This window comes from Streptomyces sp. NBC_00988, assembly GCF_045162645.1.
Lineage (GTDB): Bacteria > Actinomycetota > Actinomycetes > Streptomycetales > Streptomycetaceae > Streptomyces.
On record NZ_CP108730.1, the window covers coordinates 9,945,407 to 9,964,795 of the forward strand.

Sequence of the window (19,389 nt, forward strand, 5' to 3'; positions counted from 1 at the left end):
CAACCGCATCGCCCCATGTTCGACGTGGCCCGGAGGGACACCGGTGCCGTGGACGACCGGAGGACCGCAATGGACCGTCTGCTTCTCATGCGTTGTTTCGTCATCGTCGCCGACCTCGGCAGTTTCAGCGGCGCCGCCAAGGCGCTGGGGTCGTCGGGATCACTGGTGTCGCGGCATGTCGCCGAGTTGGAGCGGCAGGTCGGCGTCCGGCTGGTCAACCGCACGGCCCGCTCGGTGAGCCTGACCGAACCGGGCCTGCGGTACGCCGAGTTCGCCTCCCGCATCGTGAAGGAGATCGACGCCGAGGACTCCAGCATCGCGGATCTGCACGACCGGGCGGAGGGCGTGCTCAGCATCATCTGCCCGAAGTGGATCGGGAGCCTGGACCTCGGGGACGCCATCGCCGCGTTCTCCGCCGCGCACCCGAAGATCCAGATCCGGTTCGAGCTGGGAGGCGTGTCCGACCGGACGTACGACTTCCTCGACGGCGGTTTCGACCTGGCGTTCCACACCCGGGACCTCAGGGACTCCAACGTCCGGCTGAAGAAGATCGCCTCGCTGCCCTTCGTCCTGTGCGCGTCGAAGACGTACATCGACGAACACGGACCCCTGACACACCCCAACGACCTGGCCGCCCACGACTGCCTGGTGCACGTCAACGACCCGGTCTGGCGCATCGGGCACGGCCCCACCTCCACGCTGCACAAGATTCGCAACGTGGCCTTCTCGTCCAACTCCTACATCGCCCTGCAGAAGGCGGCCGTCCACGGGCGCGGCATCGCCCTGCTGCCCCAGCGGTCCGCCTACGACGATCTCGTGTCCGGTGCCCTCCAGGTCCAGCTGCCCCACCTGGCGGCACCCGACCGGCCGCTGTACGCGATCCACGGGCCCGGGCCGGGTACCCAGCGCAAGATCACGGTCTTCCTGGACTTCCTCGCCCAGTGGTTCGCGGAGAACCCGATTCCCACGATCGGCCGTTGACATCCGCCGACACATGCGCCGTGCGAAATCTTACAGTTCGTCATGGGACCTCATATTTCGTACCGACTGATGGACAGCCGTGCTCGGTGTGGCCACTGTGGCAACGCGAATCGAGCCGCGAAGGAGCTGTCTCTTCATGTGCGAACCCCTGGGTGAACCGACGTCCCGCCGGACGATGCTGGGCGCGATGGCGGCTTCCGCCGCTGCCGCCGTCGCCGTACCACTGCTCGGCGCAGAGCCCGCCGCCGCGGCGACGAACACCGGATCCGCGCCCTCCGGAACGGGCCTGTCCGTGACGCTGCTCGGCACCAACGGCGGGCCGCCGCCCCTGGCCACCCGATACGGCATCTCGTCGGCGCTGACGGTGAACGGCAGAACGTATGTCGTCGACTGCGGACGAGGAGCGGTGACCCAGTATCTGCGCGCCGGTCTGTCGATGCCGTCGCTGGCCGGGATCTTCCTGACCCACCTGCACGCGGACCACATCGTCGACTACTACTCCTTCCCGCTGCTGTCGGCGGGCGCCTCGGGCGCGCAGGGCTTCCAGAACCCGATCGAGGTCTACGGCCCCGGCTCCGCCGGTATCGCGTCGACCGTCGCCGGGGCTGCCGGGATCGTGCCGGGCACCGTCGAGATGACCAAGCTGGCGGGTCAGGCGTACGCGGCGTCGCCGACCTTCTTCATGACCGAGCACGCCGGCATCGACCCGGCGACCCTGCTGTACGTCCACGACGTACTGCCGCCGTCCGGTGCCGGCGCCTCGGCGACGGACTCCGCGCCGGTCATGGCGCCGTTCACCGTCATGGAGAACGACGACGTGAAGGTCACCGCCGTCCTGGTCCCGCACGGCGCGGTGTTCCCCGCCTACGCGTACCGCTTCGACACCGACCACGGCAGCGTCGTCTTCTCCGGCGACACCGCACCGACCCCGAACATCATCAGGCTCGCGGCGCACGCGGACGTCCTGGTCCATGAGGCCCTGTACCCGGCGGGCCTCGCGAGTCTCGGCCTGCCCCAGGCGCTGATCGACCACATCACCTCGACCCACACGGACGTGGCCCAACTCGGCCGGATCGCGGCCGAGTCGGACGCGGGAACGCTGGTCGCGACCCACCTCGGCCCGGGCCAGCAGACCGCGGTCTCCGACGCGACCTGGCGCCGCCTGCTCCGCGACAGCGCACGGCGGGCCGACTTCGGCGGATCGATGGTGCTGGGCGCGGACCTGCTGCGTCTGCCGGTACGACGGCGCGGGCCCCGCCGGTCCTGACCGGTCCGGCACCGCGCGTCCGGCCGCGCGCAGAAGTTCCGCATTGCTTGCATCGTGCGACCGATCACCGGTGCGTCACGGCTCTCGCCTCGCCCCGGAGCGCCTGTTACCGTCCGACTTAATCGATCTAGCACCGGGGTGTCGCTCCGGACGGCACCCTGGACGACGGCCACTCGACGGAGAGTGAAATGGACCTTCTCTCACAACAGCGCAGTACTTACGAAGCGGTCCTCCGGCTGAACGACGCACCGTTCGTCACCGAGCGGCCGGCGATGTTCAGCCCGGCCGCCGCGGCCCAGGACGAGGGCAACTCCCGGGGCACCTACGGCCGCTTCGCGCAGATCCTGCTCCCCGAGGAGTATGCGGACTGGGTCGAGGAGAGCGCCGCCCATGTCGGCTCGTGCTACCTCGGTGACTGGACCTCGCTGCACAAGATCAAGGTGCACGGCCCGCAGGCGCTCGCGTTTCTCAGCAGGCTGGGGATGCGGGACCTGTCCCGCTTCGAGACCGGGCAGATCAAGCACCATGTGCAGCTCGACGACAACGGCTGGATCGCCTCCGAGGGCGTGCTGTGCCGGCTCGGCCCCGAGGAGTTCGTCTACACCGCGGGCAGTTGCGACTGGCTGCTGTGGCAGCTGGGCCAGGGCGGTTGGGACGCGGCGGCGACCGACATCAGCCCCGACCGGTTCATCTTCGGGGTGCAGGGACCGGCGTCCCTGGCCACGCTGGAGAAGCTGACGGGGGACGGTCTCCGCGACATCGGCTTCAGCCGCAGCCGGATGTCACAGGTCGACGGGGTCCCGGTACGGGTCCTGCGCACCGGGATCTCGGGTGAGCTCGGGTACGAGCTGCACGGGCCGGCCGAGCACGCCAACGGGATCTGGGCGGCGGTCGTGGCGAGCGGCCAGGACGTCGGCATCCGTCAACTCGGCTTCCGCGCCCAGCCTGTTCAGCACATCGAGGCCGGGATCGCGACCAACGGCCTGGACTATCTGCCGGCGTCGATCCTCACGCCGGGTGCGCCGAGGCAGTTCCGCAAGGGCACGCCCAGCGGCAGTTTCGTCCCGGCGGGCGGGGTGACCGACTACTTCCGCAAGCCGGGCGAACTCGGCTGGGGGTTCCGCAAGGGTGTCCCCGACCGCGACTTCATCGGCCGGGACGCACTCGTCCGGGACGCCGAAAGTGACGTTCCCGCACGGCAGTTGGCCGGTCTGCGCTGGAACGAGCAGGACGTCGCCGGCGTCCTCACCTCACTCCTGAGCGAGGCCGAGCTGCCCGACCAGATGGAGATGCCCCGTGGTCGCGGTCCCCACTTCGACCAGGTGCTGGTGTCGGGCGACCCGGTGGGCGTGGCCACGGGCCGCACCGTGAGCCCGACCCTGCGGGCGATGATCTCCCTGTGCGTACTCGACCCCGCACACACCGCACCCGGCGCGGAGGTCGCCGTCCTGTGGGGTCGGCCGGGCACCCCGCAGCGGGAGATCCGGGCGACGGTCACCACGCTGCCGTTCAAGCCGGACAACCGGCGCACCGACGTCACCGCACTGTGACCGCTTCACCTCGCTCCAGGATCTCCACCGCCCTCTCCCTCGCCCGCACGGGCCGATCAAGTCACCGCCGTGCGGCGGGAGGGGCCCGCCGGCCTCGGGGACGGACGCGGTGCCGTCCGTGGTGACCTCGTATCCCTGACCGGACCGCCTTGCGACACGTCACATCGCTTCACATCCTGAACTCCGTTGTGAGGGGCGGGTGTTGCGCGAGGGCTGGACACTCGCCCCTCGCGGTGCTGTCATCCATCGACACAGCCCTTCCGTACCGCCCTTCCGTACCGCGCTTTCCGTCGCTGGAAAGGCAGTTGGCGCAGCACCCGCCCATGCGGCGGCCCGCCCCGGCTCGCGCACCGGGCCGTCCGCCGCGCCCGGTTCTGTCGGCACGAAGCACGTGTTCTCCGTGACGCCCCGCCAGCTGACACCCCGTCAGCAAGGCCTGCTGACAACGATGTCGGACTCTCGTTGCCCATCGAAGGAGCCCCCCATGCCCCACTCCGAAGACGACGACCGCCCTCCCCTCACCACCGGACTGTCACCGCTGACCAGACGCGACCTGCTGCGCTGGGGAGGAGTGGCCGCCGCAGGTGCCCTGGGCGGCCTCGGCATCGCCGGTTCGCCCGCCCATGCCGCCACTGCCGCCACCGCCACCGCGGCGGCCGATGTCGCGGCCTCGACGTTCAGCCCGCTGCGCCCGCCCGCCACCCCCCTCGCCGTGCGGTCCCCGTATCTGACCACCTGGCTCGCCGGGGACAACCTGGCCGGTACCTGGCCCACCTTCTGGAACGGGCGGATCACCGCGCTGGCCGGTATCGCCCGGATCGACGGCACGCCGTACGTGTTCCTCGGCGCCCCGGCGCTGCCCGGCGGTCCGGCGCTCAGCGCGATGACGCAGACGTCGTTGCAGCTCACGGCCACCCGGTCGATCTTCACGCTCACCGGGGGTGGCGTGACGCTGACGGTCACCTTCTTCTCGCCCGTGGACCTCGGCAACCTGCAGCGTCAGTGCGTGCCGCTGAGCTACGTCAGCGTGCAGGCCGCGAGCGGCGACGGGGCGAGCCACACCGTCGACGTGCACGTGGACGCCTCCGCCGAGTGGGTGCACGGCGACAGTTCCACCCAGGTCACCTGGGCCAAGCAGGCGACCGGCAGCATGACCGCCCTGACCTGTCAGCCGGCCTCCCCGGGAGTACTGGCCGAGAACAACGACCAGGCGTCGTGGGGTTCGCTGGTGCTGGCCGCCCCCACCGCGAGCGGGCTGACCTGGCAGATCGGCCAGGACACCGTCGTACGGGCTGCGTCGGCCGCGAACGGGACGCTGGCCGGCACCTCCGACACCGCCCAGCCCCGCGCGATCAACGACCGCTGGCCCGTACTGGGCCTCAACCAGAACCTGGGCACCGTCACCGCGGCGGCCCCCTCGGCGGTGTTCCAGGTCGTCGTCGGCCATGTGCGCACCCCGGCGGTGAGCTATCTCGGCACGAACCTGAACCCGTGGTGGACGCACTACTGGAGCTCGTGGACCGCCATGCTCGACTGGTTCAACGGCGACCGCGCCGCCGCCCTGACCGCGGCCGTAGTCTTCGACAAGGCGATCCACGACGACGCCGCGAGCGCCGCGGGCGGCGGTCAAACCGGTGAACACTACGCGGCCGTCTGCGCCCTGGCGGTGCGTCAGGCCGTGGCCGGGACGGAACTCGTCGACCGGAACGGCTCGCCGTGGGCGATGCTCAAGGAGATCTCCTCCAACGGCAACTTCTCGACCGTGGACGTGATTTACCCGGCGTCCCCCGCCTACCTGCACCTCTCGCCCGCGTATCTGCGGCTGCTGCTCGAACCACACTTCTTCTACGCGGAGCAGGCCGGCTGGCCCAAGGTGTACGCCGAGCACGACCTCGGCTCCAGCTACCCGAACGCGACCGGGCACCTGGACGGCAACGAGGAGGCCATGCCGATCGAGGAGTCCGCCAACATGCTGATCATGGCGGCGGCCGTGGCCCAGCGCCTTCCGGCGGCCGACTCAGCCTCCTTCGCGACCTCGCACTACGCGATCCTCCGCCAGTGGGCCGAGTACCTGGTGGCCAACGCCCTCGACCCGGAGAACCAGAACCAGACCGACGACTTCACCGGCTGGATCGCGCACAGCGCCAACCTCGCGCTCAAGGGCATCATCGGCATCGGCGCGATGAGCGTGCTGGCCAGGGCGGCGTCCAACTCCTCCGACGCGGCGCACTACTTGACGGTGGCCCGGGGCTACATCAGCCGGTGGGTCACCCTGGCCCAGGACTCCTCGGGCACGCACCTGAAGCTCGCCTACGACCAGGACGGCACCTGGAGCCTGAAGTACAACGGCTACGCCGACCGCCTGCTGGGCGTGGACCTGGTGCCGACCGGGGTGGCCGCGCAGGAGGCTGCCTGGTACCTGTCCAAGGCGGGTACCTACGGCGTGGTGCTGGACCCGCGCAACGACTACACCAAGACCGACTGGGAGGTGTGGACCGCGGCCTGGCTCGCCGACCACGCCGACACCCGCGCCATGCTGATCAACGGTGTCTACGGCTTCGCCAACGCCACGCCGTCCCGGGTGCCCTTCACCGACTGGTACGTCGTCGCCAGCGGCGCCCAACGGGGCTTCGCCGACCGGCCCGTGATCGGCGGCGTCCTCGCCCTGATGAACGCCCCGGCGGCCGACTCCGTCGCCTGGAAACGTATCCAGAACAAGAACTCCGGCAAGCTGCTCGCCGTCAGCGGCATGTCCCTGGCCGACAGCGCCGAGGTCACCCAGTACGAGGACAACGGCACCGCCGACCACCTGTGGACCGTGGTGGACAACGGCGACGGCACCGTCAGGATCTACAACCGCAACAGCGGCAAACTGCTCGCCGTCCACAACCAGAGCCTCGACGACGGCGCCCACGTCCAGCAGTACAACGACAACGGCACCCAGGACCACCTCTGGCGCCTCGTCGACAACGGCGACGGCTGGACGAAGATCGTCAACGTGCGCAGCGGCAAGCTCATGGCCGTCGACGGAGCCTCCCAGGCCAACGGCGCCCAGGTGACCCAGTGGAACGACAACGGCACCTCCGACCACCTCTGGCGGCTCGTCTGATCCACCCGCGAGGCAGCCGACCTCCATGGACGCGCGGCGCGCGGAGTGTCCCGTCCGGACCACCCCGCGCGCGAAGTCCTGTCGCACATCTAGTCGTACCGACTAGTCGGTACTAACCTCCGCTCGAACGGAAGGAGCCCCCACCTCCCGCCGCCCCCTCTGTCCCCGGCCGTTCCAAAGGGAGCCGTATGCCCTCCGCCTCCGCACCATTCGACACACGAGGCCCCGGTGCCGACGCGCCCGGCGCCGGTGCTCACGGCTCGCTCGCCCGGCTGTACCGCCGTGACCTGCCGGCGTATCCGGCCACCGGGCGGCGCATGTCGTATCTGGCGATCGTGGTGGTCACGACCGTCGTGCTCTACTACATGCTCTACATCCAGTACGCGGTGGCGACGTCGATCATCACGCACTTCGACATGACCTACCGCTACTTCGTGTGGGTCTCGGTCATCGGCAACGCGGTCGGGGCCTTCGCCTCGCTCGTGGCCGGCCTCGCGGACCGGTGGGGGCGCGCGAACCTCGTGGTCTACGGTCTCCTCGTCGCCGCGCTGCTGGTCTTCTTCGGACTGCCCAACGCCGGTGACAAGACGACCTACTTGGTGCTGTTCGCGGTCGTCAGCTTCATCGAGGGCATCGTGCTGGTCGCGACCCCGGCGCTGATACGCGACTTCTCACCGCAGCTCGGCCGGGCCACCGCGATGGGCTACTGGACGATGGGCCCGGTCATCGGCAGCCTGGTCGTCACGTCGGTGACCAGCAGCACGCTCGACACGGCCAGCTGGCAGGACGAGCTGCGCTACTCCGGGGCGGCCGGGCTGGTCGTCTTCGTCGTCACCCTGTTCGCCCTGCGCGAGCTGTCGCCGGGGCTGCGCGACCAGATCATGGTGAGCCTGCGCGACCGGGCCCTGGTGGAGGCCCGCGCCAAGGGACTCGACACGGAGGCCGTACGGCGCGGGGAGTGGCGGCAGATGCTGCGCCTGGACATCCTCGGCTCCGCCTTCGCGATCGCGGTCTTCCTGCTCCTGTACTACGCCGCCGTCGGCAACTTCGTCGTCTACTTCTCGACCACCTTCGGCTACAGCGAGCAGCGCACCAACGGCCTGGCCAACTGGTACTGGGCCGCGAACGCCCTCGCGCTGATCGTGGCCGGGCTGCTCTCCGACCGGCTGCTGGTGCGCAAGCCCTTCATGATCGTCGGCGGGATCGGTGCGATTGTGGCGACGGCCATCTTCGCCTCGCTGGCCACCCATGCGACGACCGGTTATTACACCTTCGCCTGGCTGTTCATCGCGATCGGCGTGTTCAGCGGCGTCGCCTACGCGCCGTGGATGGCGAGCTTCACCGAGACGGTCGAGAAGCGGAACCCGGCCGCGACCGCCGCGGGGCTCGCGGTCTGGGGCTGGACGGTACGGATCGTCGTCGCCGTGTCGGCGGCGTTCATCCCGGTGCTCGTCACCTCCGTCACCCCGCTCGTCGAGCACGGCGCCGAGGTGGCGGTCGCGCAGAAGCAGGCCGCCCCGGCCCTCGCCATCGTCGGCGCCCACCCCCAACTCTTCGCCGAGCTGGGCAAGTACACGCCCACCACCACGCCTCCCGCCCTGGCCGCCCAAGCGGTCAAGGAAGTCGGCGCCGCCGACCTGGCCGTCGTACAGAAGGCACAGCCGCAGCTCAAGGTGCTCAAGGAGCACGGGCCGGAGGTGCAGAAGGCCGTGAAGAACGGTCCCGGGGAGTGGCGTACCTGGTGGTGGATCTGCGTGGGCGGGCAAGTCCTGTTCCTGCCCTTCGTGTTCGTGATGGCCGGCCGCTGGAGCCCGAAGAAGGCCCGCGAGGACGCCCAGGCCCACCAGGAGGCCGTCGACCGCGAACTGGCCGCGCTCGCCGGGAGCGAGGCCTGACCGACGTAGCCACCAACGCCGCGGCTTGGGCTCAACTGCCCAGCCGCGGCGCGTGAGTGACGTAGCATCAATTCAGTTCTGGTCGTGTCGGTTTGCTCAGCCGAGGGTGAAGTCGTCGGCGGTGACGGCGGACTGTCCGTACCAGCCGTGGACGAAGACCGTGACCGCTCCGCTGCTGCCGGTGGTGAAGGTGACCTTGAGCTGGTTCCAGGCCGAGTTGTTCGACCAGGTGCTCGCGGAGGCGCCGCCGGTGACTCCGATGTAGGCGTACGGTCCCTGCACCCAAGCGGTCAGCGTGTAGCTGGTGTTGGGGGACAGGGTGACGCTCTGGTCGCACTCGCCGGTGCTGCTGGCGCTCGGGGTGACCTGGAGGCTGTGGCTGCCGCTGTGGACCGGGGTGGAGACCACCGCGCTGCCGCCCGTGCAGGTCCAGGGGCTCGAACTGCCGGTCTCGAAGCCCGCGTTGGACAGTGAACCCCCGCCTCCTCCGCCGCCTCCCGTGGTGGTGACCGTGAGCGTGTAGGTCGCGCTGTGGCTGCCCGTCGCGGCCGTACCGGTGACGGTGATCGGGTACGTGCCTGCCGCCACCGACGAACCGACCGTCGCTGTCAGTGTCGAACTGCCGCCGGAGGTAACGGAGTTGGGGCTGAACGAGACACTGACGCCGGACGGTGCGCCGGACGCGGCGAGGCTGACGGACTCGGCACTGCCGGACGTGACCGCCGTAGACACGGCCGCAGTTGCCGAACCGCCCTGGGTGACCGAGGCCGAACCCGGTGACAGGGACAGGGAGAAGTCGCTGGTGGTGCCTCCGCCGCCGCCCGAACTGCCCTCGTAGGGCACGAACGCGTCGGTGAACGCGAGGCTGTTCTGGCTGATCTCACTGCATGTGGGCAGGGAGTTGGCGCTTCCGCCGCACGCCTGGTCGCGGGTGATCGCCCAGAACGCCAGTCGGCCGACGCTGTTCTGCGCGGCGAAGGTCTCCACGGTCTGGGCATCGGCCAGCGTGAAGGTGGATCCGTCGTCGTTCTTGCCGATCATCGGTGTGATGCCGAGGTTGGCGTAGGTGTAACCGGAGTCGACGGACTGCATCTGCGCCAGCGTGGCCTTGGCCGCGGAGACCGCGCCCTGGCCCATCTCGGTGCCCGTGCCGGCGTAGTAGTCCATGGCCATGATGTTGACCACGTCGATCTTGATGCCCGCGTTCTTGGCGGCCTTGAGGATGTTGACGCCGTCGCCCGTCAGTCCGCTCGTCAGCACCGGCAGGGTCATGGAGAACTGCAGGCTCGGGTTGGACGCCTTGAGGTCCTTCATCGCCTGCATCTGGCGGGCCGCGGCCGCGGTGTCCGCGATGGCGGCGCCCTCGATGTCGAAGTCGAGCTGGGTGACGCCGTAGTCGTTGATGATGGCCTGGTAGCCGGCGTCGATGCTGCTCTGGGTGGAGCAGGTCCACGCGAGGGGTTCGCCGCTGGCTCCTCCGGAGGAGACGATGACGGAGGCGCCTTCGGACTTGGCCTTGGCGATCAAGGGGTCGGTGTAGGAGTCGTTGCCGATGGGGAGCGTGTCGCCCCAGATCTGGTTGCAGCCGACGCCGAGCACGAAGGCCGCGGTGTAGGCCTTGAGCTTGTGACCGGTGATGGCGGTGTCGAGCAGTCCTTCCTGACTGTTCGACATGTCCACGTAGGGGGCCACGGAGTAGACGCTGCTTCCCGCGGCGCTGCTCGCGGGGGCCAGGGCGACGGTGACGCCGGTCGCCGCGAGCGCGAGGGCGGAGACGGTAGCCGCGAATCTTGCCAGGCGCATGACAGTTCCCCTTTCGGGGGTGCCCATCGGGGGCGGAGTGGTGGGGAGGGGTGGGTCGCGCGGGATATTGGTACATACCAAACAGCTCGCGGAGCCCTCCGTCAAGAGGACTAGACCAACTCGGTGCACCGGGGGCGACCGGGGTCAACTCCCCGCGGGTGCAAGGCGGTAGCGGCGGTACGGCAGGGGTCGGGCCGACCTGGGGGAGGCGTCGGACCGGGGAGCGCCCGGCGCGGCCGGTCAGGCGCAGGGGCTGTGCGCGCTCTCAGGCGCTCCGGCCGTGTGGCGGTTCGGGCTCGTCGGCGGAGGTGGGTGGGCAGTCGGCGGGTGTTGCTGTGGAGCCCGTGGGTGAGGTGCCCGCGAGGTACTCGGTGAGGAGTGCGCGGCAGACCGGGACGAGTGCCGCGTCGGACAGGCCCCGCTTGGGCAGGGCGACGGAGGGTTTGCCCGCGTGGTCGAGGAGGACGAACTGCCGGTCGGACTCGCGGAGTTCGGTGAAATTCGACCAGGCGTAGGAGCTGGATCGCCCTTCCACGCGGGACGTCAAGGCGTACGGTCCGATCTCCTCTTCGTGTGTCTGGCGCAACGTCGGCGAACGGCGCCAGACTCTGCGTGCCCTGCGGCGAAGATCCCACGAGGTGGAGCGGACGAACGTTCTCAGCGTGTAGATGACGAAGCCTGACGCCAGGACCAGTGCGAGAAACGTGGCCGTCCACGTGGGTGCGGCGGTGGCCACCAACACCAGCAAGGCCCACACCACCGTGAGTGTGAGGACCGCCTGAAACATCGCATGGCTCCTCAGGCGCCGCCGTGCGGCGGAGAAGGCCAGCATGTCCAGGAGGTCGTCGATATCGGGGACGTACCGCAGTGTCAGTGTCTGCTGCTGCATCAGCCCTCCTGTCCCGCGCCTGCGAGCCCGCGCATCGTAGTCGTCCATGCCGGAAGTTGGGAGTCCTCGGACGTTCGTCGGACGCGGTGGTGCCGAGGACGGGAGGTGGCGGCTTCGCCCGGTCGGGTACGCGCCCGGATCGGGGTGCGATGCCGGATCGTCGAATACGCCTCTTGGCGAACTTCGTGCTCAGAAAGTCCTGTTGCCCTCGTTGACACACCGGCGGCGCACGCGTTTCACTCGACACTCGTGCATGGCAACGTTGTCAGGCCGTGGGAGCGACCAGGAACTGTTGCCTGTCGCCGGCGTGCCGGTGTTCTCCGGCGCGCCGCCACCTGATCTGCGAAGCACGAACCGCTGCGGAGGCGACCGATGGTGAGACCCCGACGTTCAGCCGTGCCACGTGACCGCAACAGATTCCGTCAACGCCTCGCCTTGGTCTGCGTGTTGGGCCTGACCGCCCTGCCGCTCACGGCGATCGGCAGCGCCGCCCAGGCCGCGAGCACCGCGACACCGGCCCTCGTGACGGACCCCGCGTCCCTCGTCAACCCGCTCATCGGCACCTCCGGTGCGGTGGACACCTTCCCCGGTCCCGACATGCCGGCCGGCATGGTGCAGTGGGGGCCCGACACGACGCCCAACCGCCCCGACGGCGGCGGCTACGAGTACAACGACACCAAGCTCTCCGGCTTCAGCCTCACCCACGTCTCGGGACCCGGCTGTCCCGTCGCGGGAGACCTGCCGATCCTGCCGGTGACCGGTGCGCTGTCGGGCGACCTCGGCAGTACGTCCGTCGGTTTCGGCCACGCCGACGAGCAGGCCGGCATCGGGAGCTACAAGGTCACCGACGCGAACGGTGTCAAGACCGAGCTGACCGACACCACCCGCGCCGGTCTCGGCACCTTCATCTTCCCCACGGGTCAACAGGCCAACCTGCTCTTCAAGTTGAGCGGCGGCGCCACGCAGGTGGACGGGACCCGCGTCCAGGTGGTCAGCAACAAGGAGATCAGCGGCGCGATCGACAGCGGTCACTTCTGCGGCGCGAGCAACAGGTACACGCTGCACTTCGACATCAAGTTCGACCAGCCGTTCACCGCGAGCGGCACCTGGGTCGGCAGCACCATCAACCCCGACGCGAAGTCGCTGAAGGCCGGCAAGGCCCGACTCGCCCCGCAGGCAACCGAGTCGGCGCCGCTGAAGGAGAAGCACTTCACGGTCCCGGCGAAGCCCGCCCCCACGATCCACGGGACCGGTCCAACAGCCAAAGCCAAGGCCGCCCAGCCGCCCACGACCGGCGCGAACGGCATGTACCTCACCTTCGACACCACCGCGAACCCCACGGTGAGCGCGAAGGTCGGCGTCTCCTACACGAGTGACGCGGGCGCCGCGAACAACCTCGCCACCGAGATCAAGAACTGGAACGTCGGCGCCGTGGAACGGTCCAACCACGACGCCTGGAACGCCGTACTGAACAAGATCCAGGTGGGCGGCGGATCGGCCGACCAACAGACGCAGTTCTACACCGCGCTCTACCACGCGCTGCTGCACCCCAACGTCTTCTCGGACGACGACGGCCAGTACATGGGCATGGACAACCAGGTCCACACACTGGCCAAGGGGCAGAAGGCGCAGTACGCCAACTACTCGGGCTGGGACACCTATCGCTCCCAGACCCAGCTGATGGCGCTGGTCGAACCCAAGGTCACGGCCGACGTCGTCACCTCGATGCTCAACGGCTATGACCAGACAGGTCTGTTGCCCAAGTGGGCCTCGAACAACGGCGAGAGCTACGTCATGGTCGGTGACCCGGCCGCCGGCATCATCGCCGACGCGTACGCCTTCGGCGCGACGGGCTTCGACACCGACAAGGCACTTGCCGCCCTGCAGCACGAAGCCACCGTCCCCAACAACGACCGCCCCGGCGAGTCGGTCCGGGACGCGAAGGGCTACCTCCCGCTCGACGAGAACGACTACAACTGCTGCAACTTCTACGGCCCGGTCTCCACGCAGTTGGAGTACGACTCCGCCGACTACGCGATCGCCGCCTTCGCCAAGTCGCTGGGCAAGACGTCGGTCTACGAGGAGTTCGCCACCCGCGCCCAGGACTGGATGAACGTCTTCAACCCGCAGACCGGTTACATGCAGGCCAAGAACAAGGACGGCCAGTTCGCGGGCGGGTTCACCCCCGGCACCTCCAACGGATTCGTCGAGGGCACCTCCGCGCAGTACACGCCGATGGTCCCGTTCAACCTGCAACAGCTCATCCAGGCCCGCGGCGGCACCAAGGCGTACTCGTCCTACCTGGACAGCCTGCTCGACGACATCACCGCCCCTGGCAACACCGACGCCGACCTCAGCAACGAGCCCAGTGTCGAGATCCCCTGGGAGTACGACTACACCGGCCAGCCCTGGAAGACGCAGGCCGCCGTCCGTGAGGCGCAGCAGAAGCTGTACTTCAACGCTCCGGTCGGCTCGTTCGGCAACGACGACCTCGGCGCGATGAGTTCGTGGTACGTCTGGTCCGAACTCGGCATGTACCCGGAGACCCCGGGCACCGACACGCTGGCGCTCGGCAGCCCGGCGTTCCCGGCGGCCAAGGTGACCTTCGGCAGCGGAAAGACGGTGCGGATCAACGCGCCGCAGGCCGCGCCCGACGCGCCGTACGTGCAGTCGCTCGGCGTCAACGGCAAGGCGTGGAACGCCTCTTGGCTGACGTACCAGAAGTTCCAGGGCGCGGGCACGCTCGACTTCACGCTCGGCACGCAGCCCAACACGTCCTGGGCGTCCGATCCTTCGGCGGCCCCGCCGTCGGACACCACGGGCGGCGGCCGGGTGCTGGCCGCGACCGGTCCCGCCAACGGCCTGGTGCTCCAGCCGAGTTCGGACGGTGACGGCACGCTCGACCTGACCAACCTCGGCAGTGCGGCCGTCACGGTCGACTGGAAGGCGACGGCTCCCTCCGGCGTCACGCCGGCCCCGGCGTCCGGCTCGCTCACGGTGCCCGCCGCTGGCAGTGCCGAGGCCAAGATCAAGGTGACGGCGGGCGCGGACGAGGGCCTGTTCCCGGTCACGTTCGCGCTGACCGACCACACCTCCGGTGCGACGCTGGCCGGGGCGACCCTCCGGGTAGCCGTGGCCAAGGCCGGTGCGCTGTGGCCGTACAACACGAACGAGGGCATCTATCCCGACGGCGCCACCTTCTCGGGCGGTTTCGACGGCGGCGGTTGGGCCTTCTCGCAGAACGCGCTGGCGGCCGCCGGTGTCACGAGCGGTTCGCCCCTCACGGTCGACGGCATCAACTACACCTGGCCGACGGTGACTTCGGGTCAGCTGGACAACCTGGAGATGGCCGGCCAGACCATCTCGATGCCGGCCGGTACGTCGGGTGCGTCGCTGGGTCTGCTCGGCACGGCGACCAACGCGCCGACCGACGGGAGCGGCGTCTCGGGCGCGGTGACCGTCACCTACACCGACGGCACCACCTCGCAGGGGACGGTCGCCTTCCCGGACTGGACCCTCAACGGCGGTTCCAGCAAGCCGATCCCGGGCGACACGACAGCCGCCACGACGGCCTACCGGAACACCGGGAGCGGGGGCCGGGACAGCGTGAAGACGTACGTCTTCGCCGCGAAGGTCCCGCTGGACCCGTCCAAGCAGGTCGCGTCGATCACGCTGCCGGTGACGGGCTCGACGGGCACGGATCACTTGTTCTCGTACGGCTTCGGCCAGTAGCCAGTAGCCAGTAGCCAGTAGCCAGTAGCCAGTAGTCGGTAGTCGGTAGTCGGTAGTCGGTAGCGAGTAGTTAGTAGCCAACAACCAATAACCGAGGGCTGGTTATCGAAGGTGGACCAGGATCCGGCCGGCGTTGGTCGGGTCCTGCTCCACGCGGGCGTAGAGCTTCTTGAGGTGCTTCTGCGCCAGCACGGCCAGCACGCGCTTCTTGAGCTGGCCCGTGCCCTTGCCCGGGATGATCTGGATGGTGTCGACCCCGGTCGCGGCGGCCTTGAAGAGGGTCTGCCGCAGGGCCGTGTCGATGTCGCGATCGCTGCGGAAGTAGGGGTGCAGATCCAAGGTGATCAGGGCCATCGCCTCCGGGGTGTTCTCCAACTTTGGTTCTACGAGGCGGTCGTCCCGTAGCGCGAGGACGGAGCCTCGCCCCGACCCTAGGCTCGATCACATCGAGAGAGCGACAGCTCTTCCGTGGCACCGGCCGGCGCCTGCCCAATTCCCCGAGAACGAGGAGGCGATGTGTCCCCTTTCGGATTGATCGGATCGAACAGTTCCCCGGACAGGCAGTCCCGGACGCGCCGCGCCGCCGCCGGAGCCCTGGCCGCCTCGGCCGTCGTCCTCACGTTGAGCGCGCCGACCGCCGCAGCCACCTCCACCGACGGGCCCGCCTATGTGGCGCTCGGCGACTCCTACGCCTCCGGGGCCGGACTGGCCGGAGTGAAGGACAAGGAGTGCGACCGTACGACCGGCAGCTACCCCAGCCTGATCTCCGAGTTCGCCACGTCGGTGGGGCGGAACCACACGTTCGACGACGTCACCTGCAGCGGCGCCACCACGAACAACTACTGGAATCCCAGGGGCAGTAAGGCTCCCCAGGCCGACGCGCTCATTCCCCGCACGAGACTCGTCACCCTGACCATGGGCGGCAACGACGTCGGCTTCAGCGGCGTGCTCGCCACCTGCGCCCGCGTCGCCGCGACGGACCGGGACGGCACCCCCTGCAAGCAGTACTTCACGGCGGACGGCAAGGACGTACTGGCCGACCGCGTCGCCACCATGGAGGGGCGCGTCCACGACGTGCTCGCCGACATCAGGCGACGCAGTCCGCACGCCAAGGTGATCGTCGTCGGGTACCCGGCGCTCTTCCCCGACAACGGCGTCGGCTGCGCCGAAGTCCCCTTCGCCAAGGGCGACTTCGCCTATCTGCGGGACACCACGAAGCAGGCCAACGCGGCGCTACGACGCCAGGCGACGGCCGAGGGCGTGCACGCGTCCTACGCGGACACCTATACGGCGACGGTGGGCCACGACATGTGCCGGCCGCGTGAGGAACGGTGGGTCGAGTCGCTGACCCCCGCCGCGAACACCGCGGCCGCGCACCCCAATGAGTCCGGCCAGTTCGCGATGGCCATCGCCACGCTGCGGCAGATCTACAAGCCGTAGACGACAGACGATGCCGGACGGACGACAGTGCCTCAAGGCGTACATCCCCAGACTGACAGGCCGCCCGGATATCCGCCGGAGGCCCGATGACGGCCCCTCGGTCCTGCCTGCAAGGTGGCGGCCATGGGTGAACCCAGAGAACTGACGAAGTGTCATAGACGTTCCTTAGCGGGTCGGTTGACGGCATTCGCGGCCGTCCTGTGTCTCACCTCGGCCACTGTCGCGCTGCTGCCCGCGTCCTCGTCCGCCGTGACGGGGCAGGGCGGCGAGACGGTGGCCGAGGGCGGTCACTCGGTCCGGATCAGCCGGACCGAGTACGGCGTCCCGCACATCCTGGCCCAGGACTTCGATGGGCTCGGATACGGCTACGGGTACGCGTTCGCGCAGGACAACGTGTGCGAACTAGCCGACCACGTAGTGACGTTGAGGGGTGAGCGGTCCCGGTTCTTCGGGTCCGACGGAGAGCCGGGCGAGGGCGAAGTGGGCGGCTCCAACCTTGCGAGCGACACGTACTACGGCGGGCAGCTGCGCGCGGGCACCGTCCGCCAACTGCTCGCCCAGAAGGCCCCGTTGGGACCGACGGCGGAACTGCGCCGGATGGTCGAGGGATACGCCGCCGGGTACAACCGCTATCTCCGCAACACCGGCGTCGACCACCTGCCGGACCCGACGTGCAAGGGCAAGCCCTGGGTGCGGCCGATCACCGCACTCGACCTGTGGAACGTCGTCTACGACGTCAACAGGGTGACCGCGACAGTGCCGTTGGTCCCGGACATCGGCGACGCGAAGCCTCCGACGACGACTGCCGACGGCAAGAACACGGCGGTCTCCAGCGCAACGGCCGCGACCCTCGCTACTGCTACCGCTACCGCCCCTGACATCGGCAGCAACGGCTGGGCCCTGGGCCGCGACGCCACCCGCACCGGCAACGCCATGGTCCTCGCCAACCCCCACCTTCCCTGGGCGGTCGGCTACTTCCGTTTCTACCAAGTGCAGTTGACGATTCCTGGCACCCTGGACGTCGCCGGCGCCGGTCTCTACGGCACACCCCTGGTCGAGATCGGCCACAACCGCACCCTCGCCTGGACGCACACCGCGACCGATGCCCAGCACGCCTCCCTCTACGCGCTCAAGCTCGCCCCCGGCGACCCGACCAGCTACGTGCTCGACGGCAGGACCGTACCGATGGAACGCCGTACGGTTCCGGTCACCGTCCGGGACGCGAACGGTGACCTCTCGACCGTCGAACGGACCCTGTACTCCTCGCACTTCGGGCCCGTCCTCTCGTCCGGCTGGACCGCGACGACCGCCTACGCGATCCGTGACGCCAACGTCGGCAACCTGCGCTCCATGAACACATGGCTGGCGATGGGCAAGGCACGCAACCTCGGCCAACTCCGCGCCGCCCAGGACGAGTTCCAGGGCATTCCCTGGACCTACACCCTCGCGGCCGACACCAGTGGCGGCACGTACTTCACCGACTCCTCGGCCGTCCCGCACCTCACCGACGCCCAACTCGCCCACTGCACCCTCCCGGACGACGAGGGGCCGAGCGCCCTGGACGGTTCGACGTCGGCCTGTGTCTGGGGGAGTGACCCCGACGCACTCGTGCCCGGCCTCTACGGACCCTCCCGCCAGCCGAAGTTGAGCCGTGCCGACTACGTCGCCAACTCCAACAACGGTCCCCAGTACGTCAATCCGGAGGCGCCGATCACCGGTCTCCCGGGCGTGTACGACACCGATCCCCACCTCGACGGGCGGGCCCAGCTCGGACTCCGCATGATCGCCCAACGCCGTGACGGCACCGACGGGTTGGGCGCCCCGGGCTTCACCGAGAGCACCCTGCGCGACTCGATGCTCGGCAACCGCGTCCTGTCGGCCGAAACGGGCCGCGACGACATCGTCGGCATGTGCCGCGCCCACCCGAGCCTGACGGCCACGGACGGGACGCGGGTCGACGTACGGCAGGCGTGCACGGCTCTCGCCCGCTGGGACACCCGCGCCGACACCACCAGCCGGGGCATCGTGCTCTGGAGCACGTTCTACGACCGTCTCCTCGACGGCGGTCCGCCCGACACCTGGCGCCGCGTCCCCTACGACCCCGCCCAACCCCTCACCACACCAAGGGGGTTCAACGGCGAGGACCCGCGCGTCCAACGTGCCCTGGCCGACGCCGTCCGGGACTTCGCGGCTCGTGACCTCCCGATCGACGTCGAGCTGGGCGCCGTACAGAAGTGGGACGGTATCCCGCTGCCCGGCTGCGACGCGGGCTGTTTCGACGTCGTGGAGGCGAGTCCCGACTCGGGCACCGGCACCCCGACCGCCGGGGCCTTCGGCAGCAGCTTCCTGATGACCGTGGAACTGACTCCCGACGGGCCGCGCGCCCACACCCTCCTCACCTACGGCCAGTCGGCGAACCCGGCATCGCCCCACTTCTCGGACCAGACCCGCCTCTTCTCGCGCAAGCAGTGGGTCACGGAGCGGTTCACCCAGGCGGAGATCTCCGGCGACCCGGGTCTGGAGGTGACGACTCTGCGCAGGTGACAAGGGTCGACGTAGCGCGGGCCGGTCGTAACTCGGCGGCCGCGGTGTGGGGTTGACTGGTCTATACCCTTGACTGGTACATACCAATGCGGTTCAGTGAGTGGCGTCATCCCCCACCACGGCCGCCCCCCACGCCGTGACCGGTCCGACCGGCCCGTGCGCACAAAGGCTCCGCTTCG

11 protein-coding genes are annotated in these 19,389 nt (G+C 69.3%); 8 read left to right on the forward strand and 3 right to left on the reverse strand.

The annotated features are described in order from the left end of the window. Positions 1–69 precede the first annotated feature (69 nt). The 5 genes from OG496_RS45070 (at position 70) to OG496_RS45090 (ending at position 8,802) form a co-directional block, all read left to right on the forward strand. Positions 70–981, forward strand: coding sequence for a LysR family transcriptional regulator (locus tag OG496_RS45070; RefSeq protein ID WP_405974976.1), 912 nt, complete (start codon positions 70–72; stop codon positions 979–981). A gap of 136 nt (positions 982–1,117) precedes the next feature. Then, on the forward strand, positions 1,118–2,248 hold the full coding sequence (locus tag OG496_RS45075) for an MBL fold metallo-hydrolase (RefSeq protein ID WP_405974977.1): 1,131 nt from the start codon (positions 1,118–1,120) through the stop codon (positions 2,246–2,248). A gap of 188 nt (positions 2,249–2,436) precedes the next feature. After that, positions 2,437–3,798 (forward strand): aminomethyl transferase family protein, encoded by a 1,362-nt coding sequence (locus tag OG496_RS45080; RefSeq protein ID WP_405974978.1) that lies wholly within the window; start codon positions 2,437–2,439, stop codon positions 3,796–3,798. A 484-nt stretch (positions 3,799–4,282) separates the two neighbouring features. Continuing rightward, on the forward strand, positions 4,283–6,907 hold the full coding sequence (locus tag OG496_RS45085; RefSeq protein WP_405974979.1) for a glutaminase domain-containing protein: 2,625 nt from the start codon (positions 4,283–4,285) through the stop codon (positions 6,905–6,907). 188 nt (positions 6,908–7,095) lie between these two features. Further along, positions 7,096–8,802, forward strand: coding sequence for an MFS transporter (locus OG496_RS45090; protein WP_405974980.1), 1,707 nt, complete (start codon positions 7,096–7,098; stop codon positions 8,800–8,802). 96 nt (positions 8,803–8,898) lie between these two features. Here OG496_RS45090 and OG496_RS45095 read toward each other — a convergent pair whose 3' ends face one another. Then, complete coding sequence (locus OG496_RS45095) at positions 8,899–10,605, reverse strand: carbohydrate binding domain-containing protein (protein WP_405974981.1); 1,707 nt, start codon at positions 10,603–10,605, stop codon at positions 8,899–8,901. A 265-nt stretch (positions 10,606–10,870) separates the two neighbouring features. Continuing rightward, positions 10,871–11,494, reverse strand: coding sequence for a YcxB family protein (locus OG496_RS45100; protein ID WP_405974982.1), 624 nt, complete (start codon positions 11,492–11,494; stop codon positions 10,871–10,873). A 444-nt stretch (positions 11,495–11,938) separates the two neighbouring features. Between OG496_RS45100 and OG496_RS45105 the strand changes: the two genes are divergently transcribed. Further along, positions 11,939–15,226 carry a lectin gene (locus OG496_RS45105; RefSeq protein WP_405974983.1) on the forward strand — a complete coding sequence of 1,096 codons (3,288 nt, stop codon included), beginning with the start codon at positions 11,939–11,941 and terminating at the stop codon, positions 15,224–15,226. 102 nt (positions 15,227–15,328) lie between these two features. Here OG496_RS45105 and OG496_RS45110 read toward each other — a convergent pair whose 3' ends face one another. After that, positions 15,329–15,601: a Smr/MutS family protein gene (locus OG496_RS45110; RefSeq protein WP_399389329.1), complete on the reverse strand. Its 273-nt coding sequence runs from the start codon at positions 15,599–15,601 to the stop codon at positions 15,329–15,331. A 156-nt stretch (positions 15,602–15,757) separates the two neighbouring features. Between OG496_RS45110 and OG496_RS45115 the strand changes: the two genes are divergently transcribed. Together OG496_RS45115 and OG496_RS45120 are read left to right on the forward strand one after the other, a co-directional pair. Further along, complete coding sequence (locus OG496_RS45115; RefSeq protein ID WP_405974984.1) at positions 15,758–16,666, forward strand: SGNH/GDSL hydrolase family protein; 909 nt, start codon at positions 15,758–15,760, stop codon at positions 16,664–16,666. Positions 16,667–16,843: 177 nt separating this feature from the next. Then, the gene (locus OG496_RS45120; RefSeq protein WP_405974985.1) at positions 16,844–19,210 is read left to right on the forward strand and encodes a penicillin acylase family protein; all 2,367 of its coding nucleotides are present in this window, start codon (positions 16,844–16,846) and stop codon (positions 19,208–19,210) included. Positions 19,211–19,389 lie beyond the last annotated feature (179 nt).

Bases quoted from the DNA above. Each gene is read 5' to 3' on its own strand.
- OG496_RS45070 (WP_405974976.1), top strand. From the start codon at position 70: ATGGACCGTCTGCTTCTCATGCGTTGTTTCGTCATCGTCGCCGACCTC.
- OG496_RS45075 (WP_405974977.1), top strand. From the start codon at position 1,118: ATGTGCGAACCCCTGGGTGAACCGACGTCCCGCCGGACGATGCTGGGC.
- OG496_RS45080 (WP_405974978.1), top strand. From the start codon at position 2,437: ATGGACCTTCTCTCACAACAGCGCAGTACTTACGAAGCGGTCCTCCGG.
- OG496_RS45085 (WP_405974979.1), top strand. From the start codon at position 4,283: ATGCCCCACTCCGAAGACGACGACCGCCCTCCCCTCACCACCGGACTG.
- OG496_RS45090 (WP_405974980.1), top strand. From the start codon at position 7,096: ATGCCCTCCGCCTCCGCACCATTCGACACACGAGGCCCCGGTGCCGAC.
- OG496_RS45095 (WP_405974981.1), bottom strand. From the start codon at position 10,605: ATGCGCCTGGCAAGATTCGCGGCTACCGTCTCCGCCCTCGCGCTCGCG.
- OG496_RS45100 (WP_405974982.1), bottom strand. From the start codon at position 11,494: ATGCAGCAGCAGACACTGACACTGCGGTACGTCCCCGATATCGACGAC.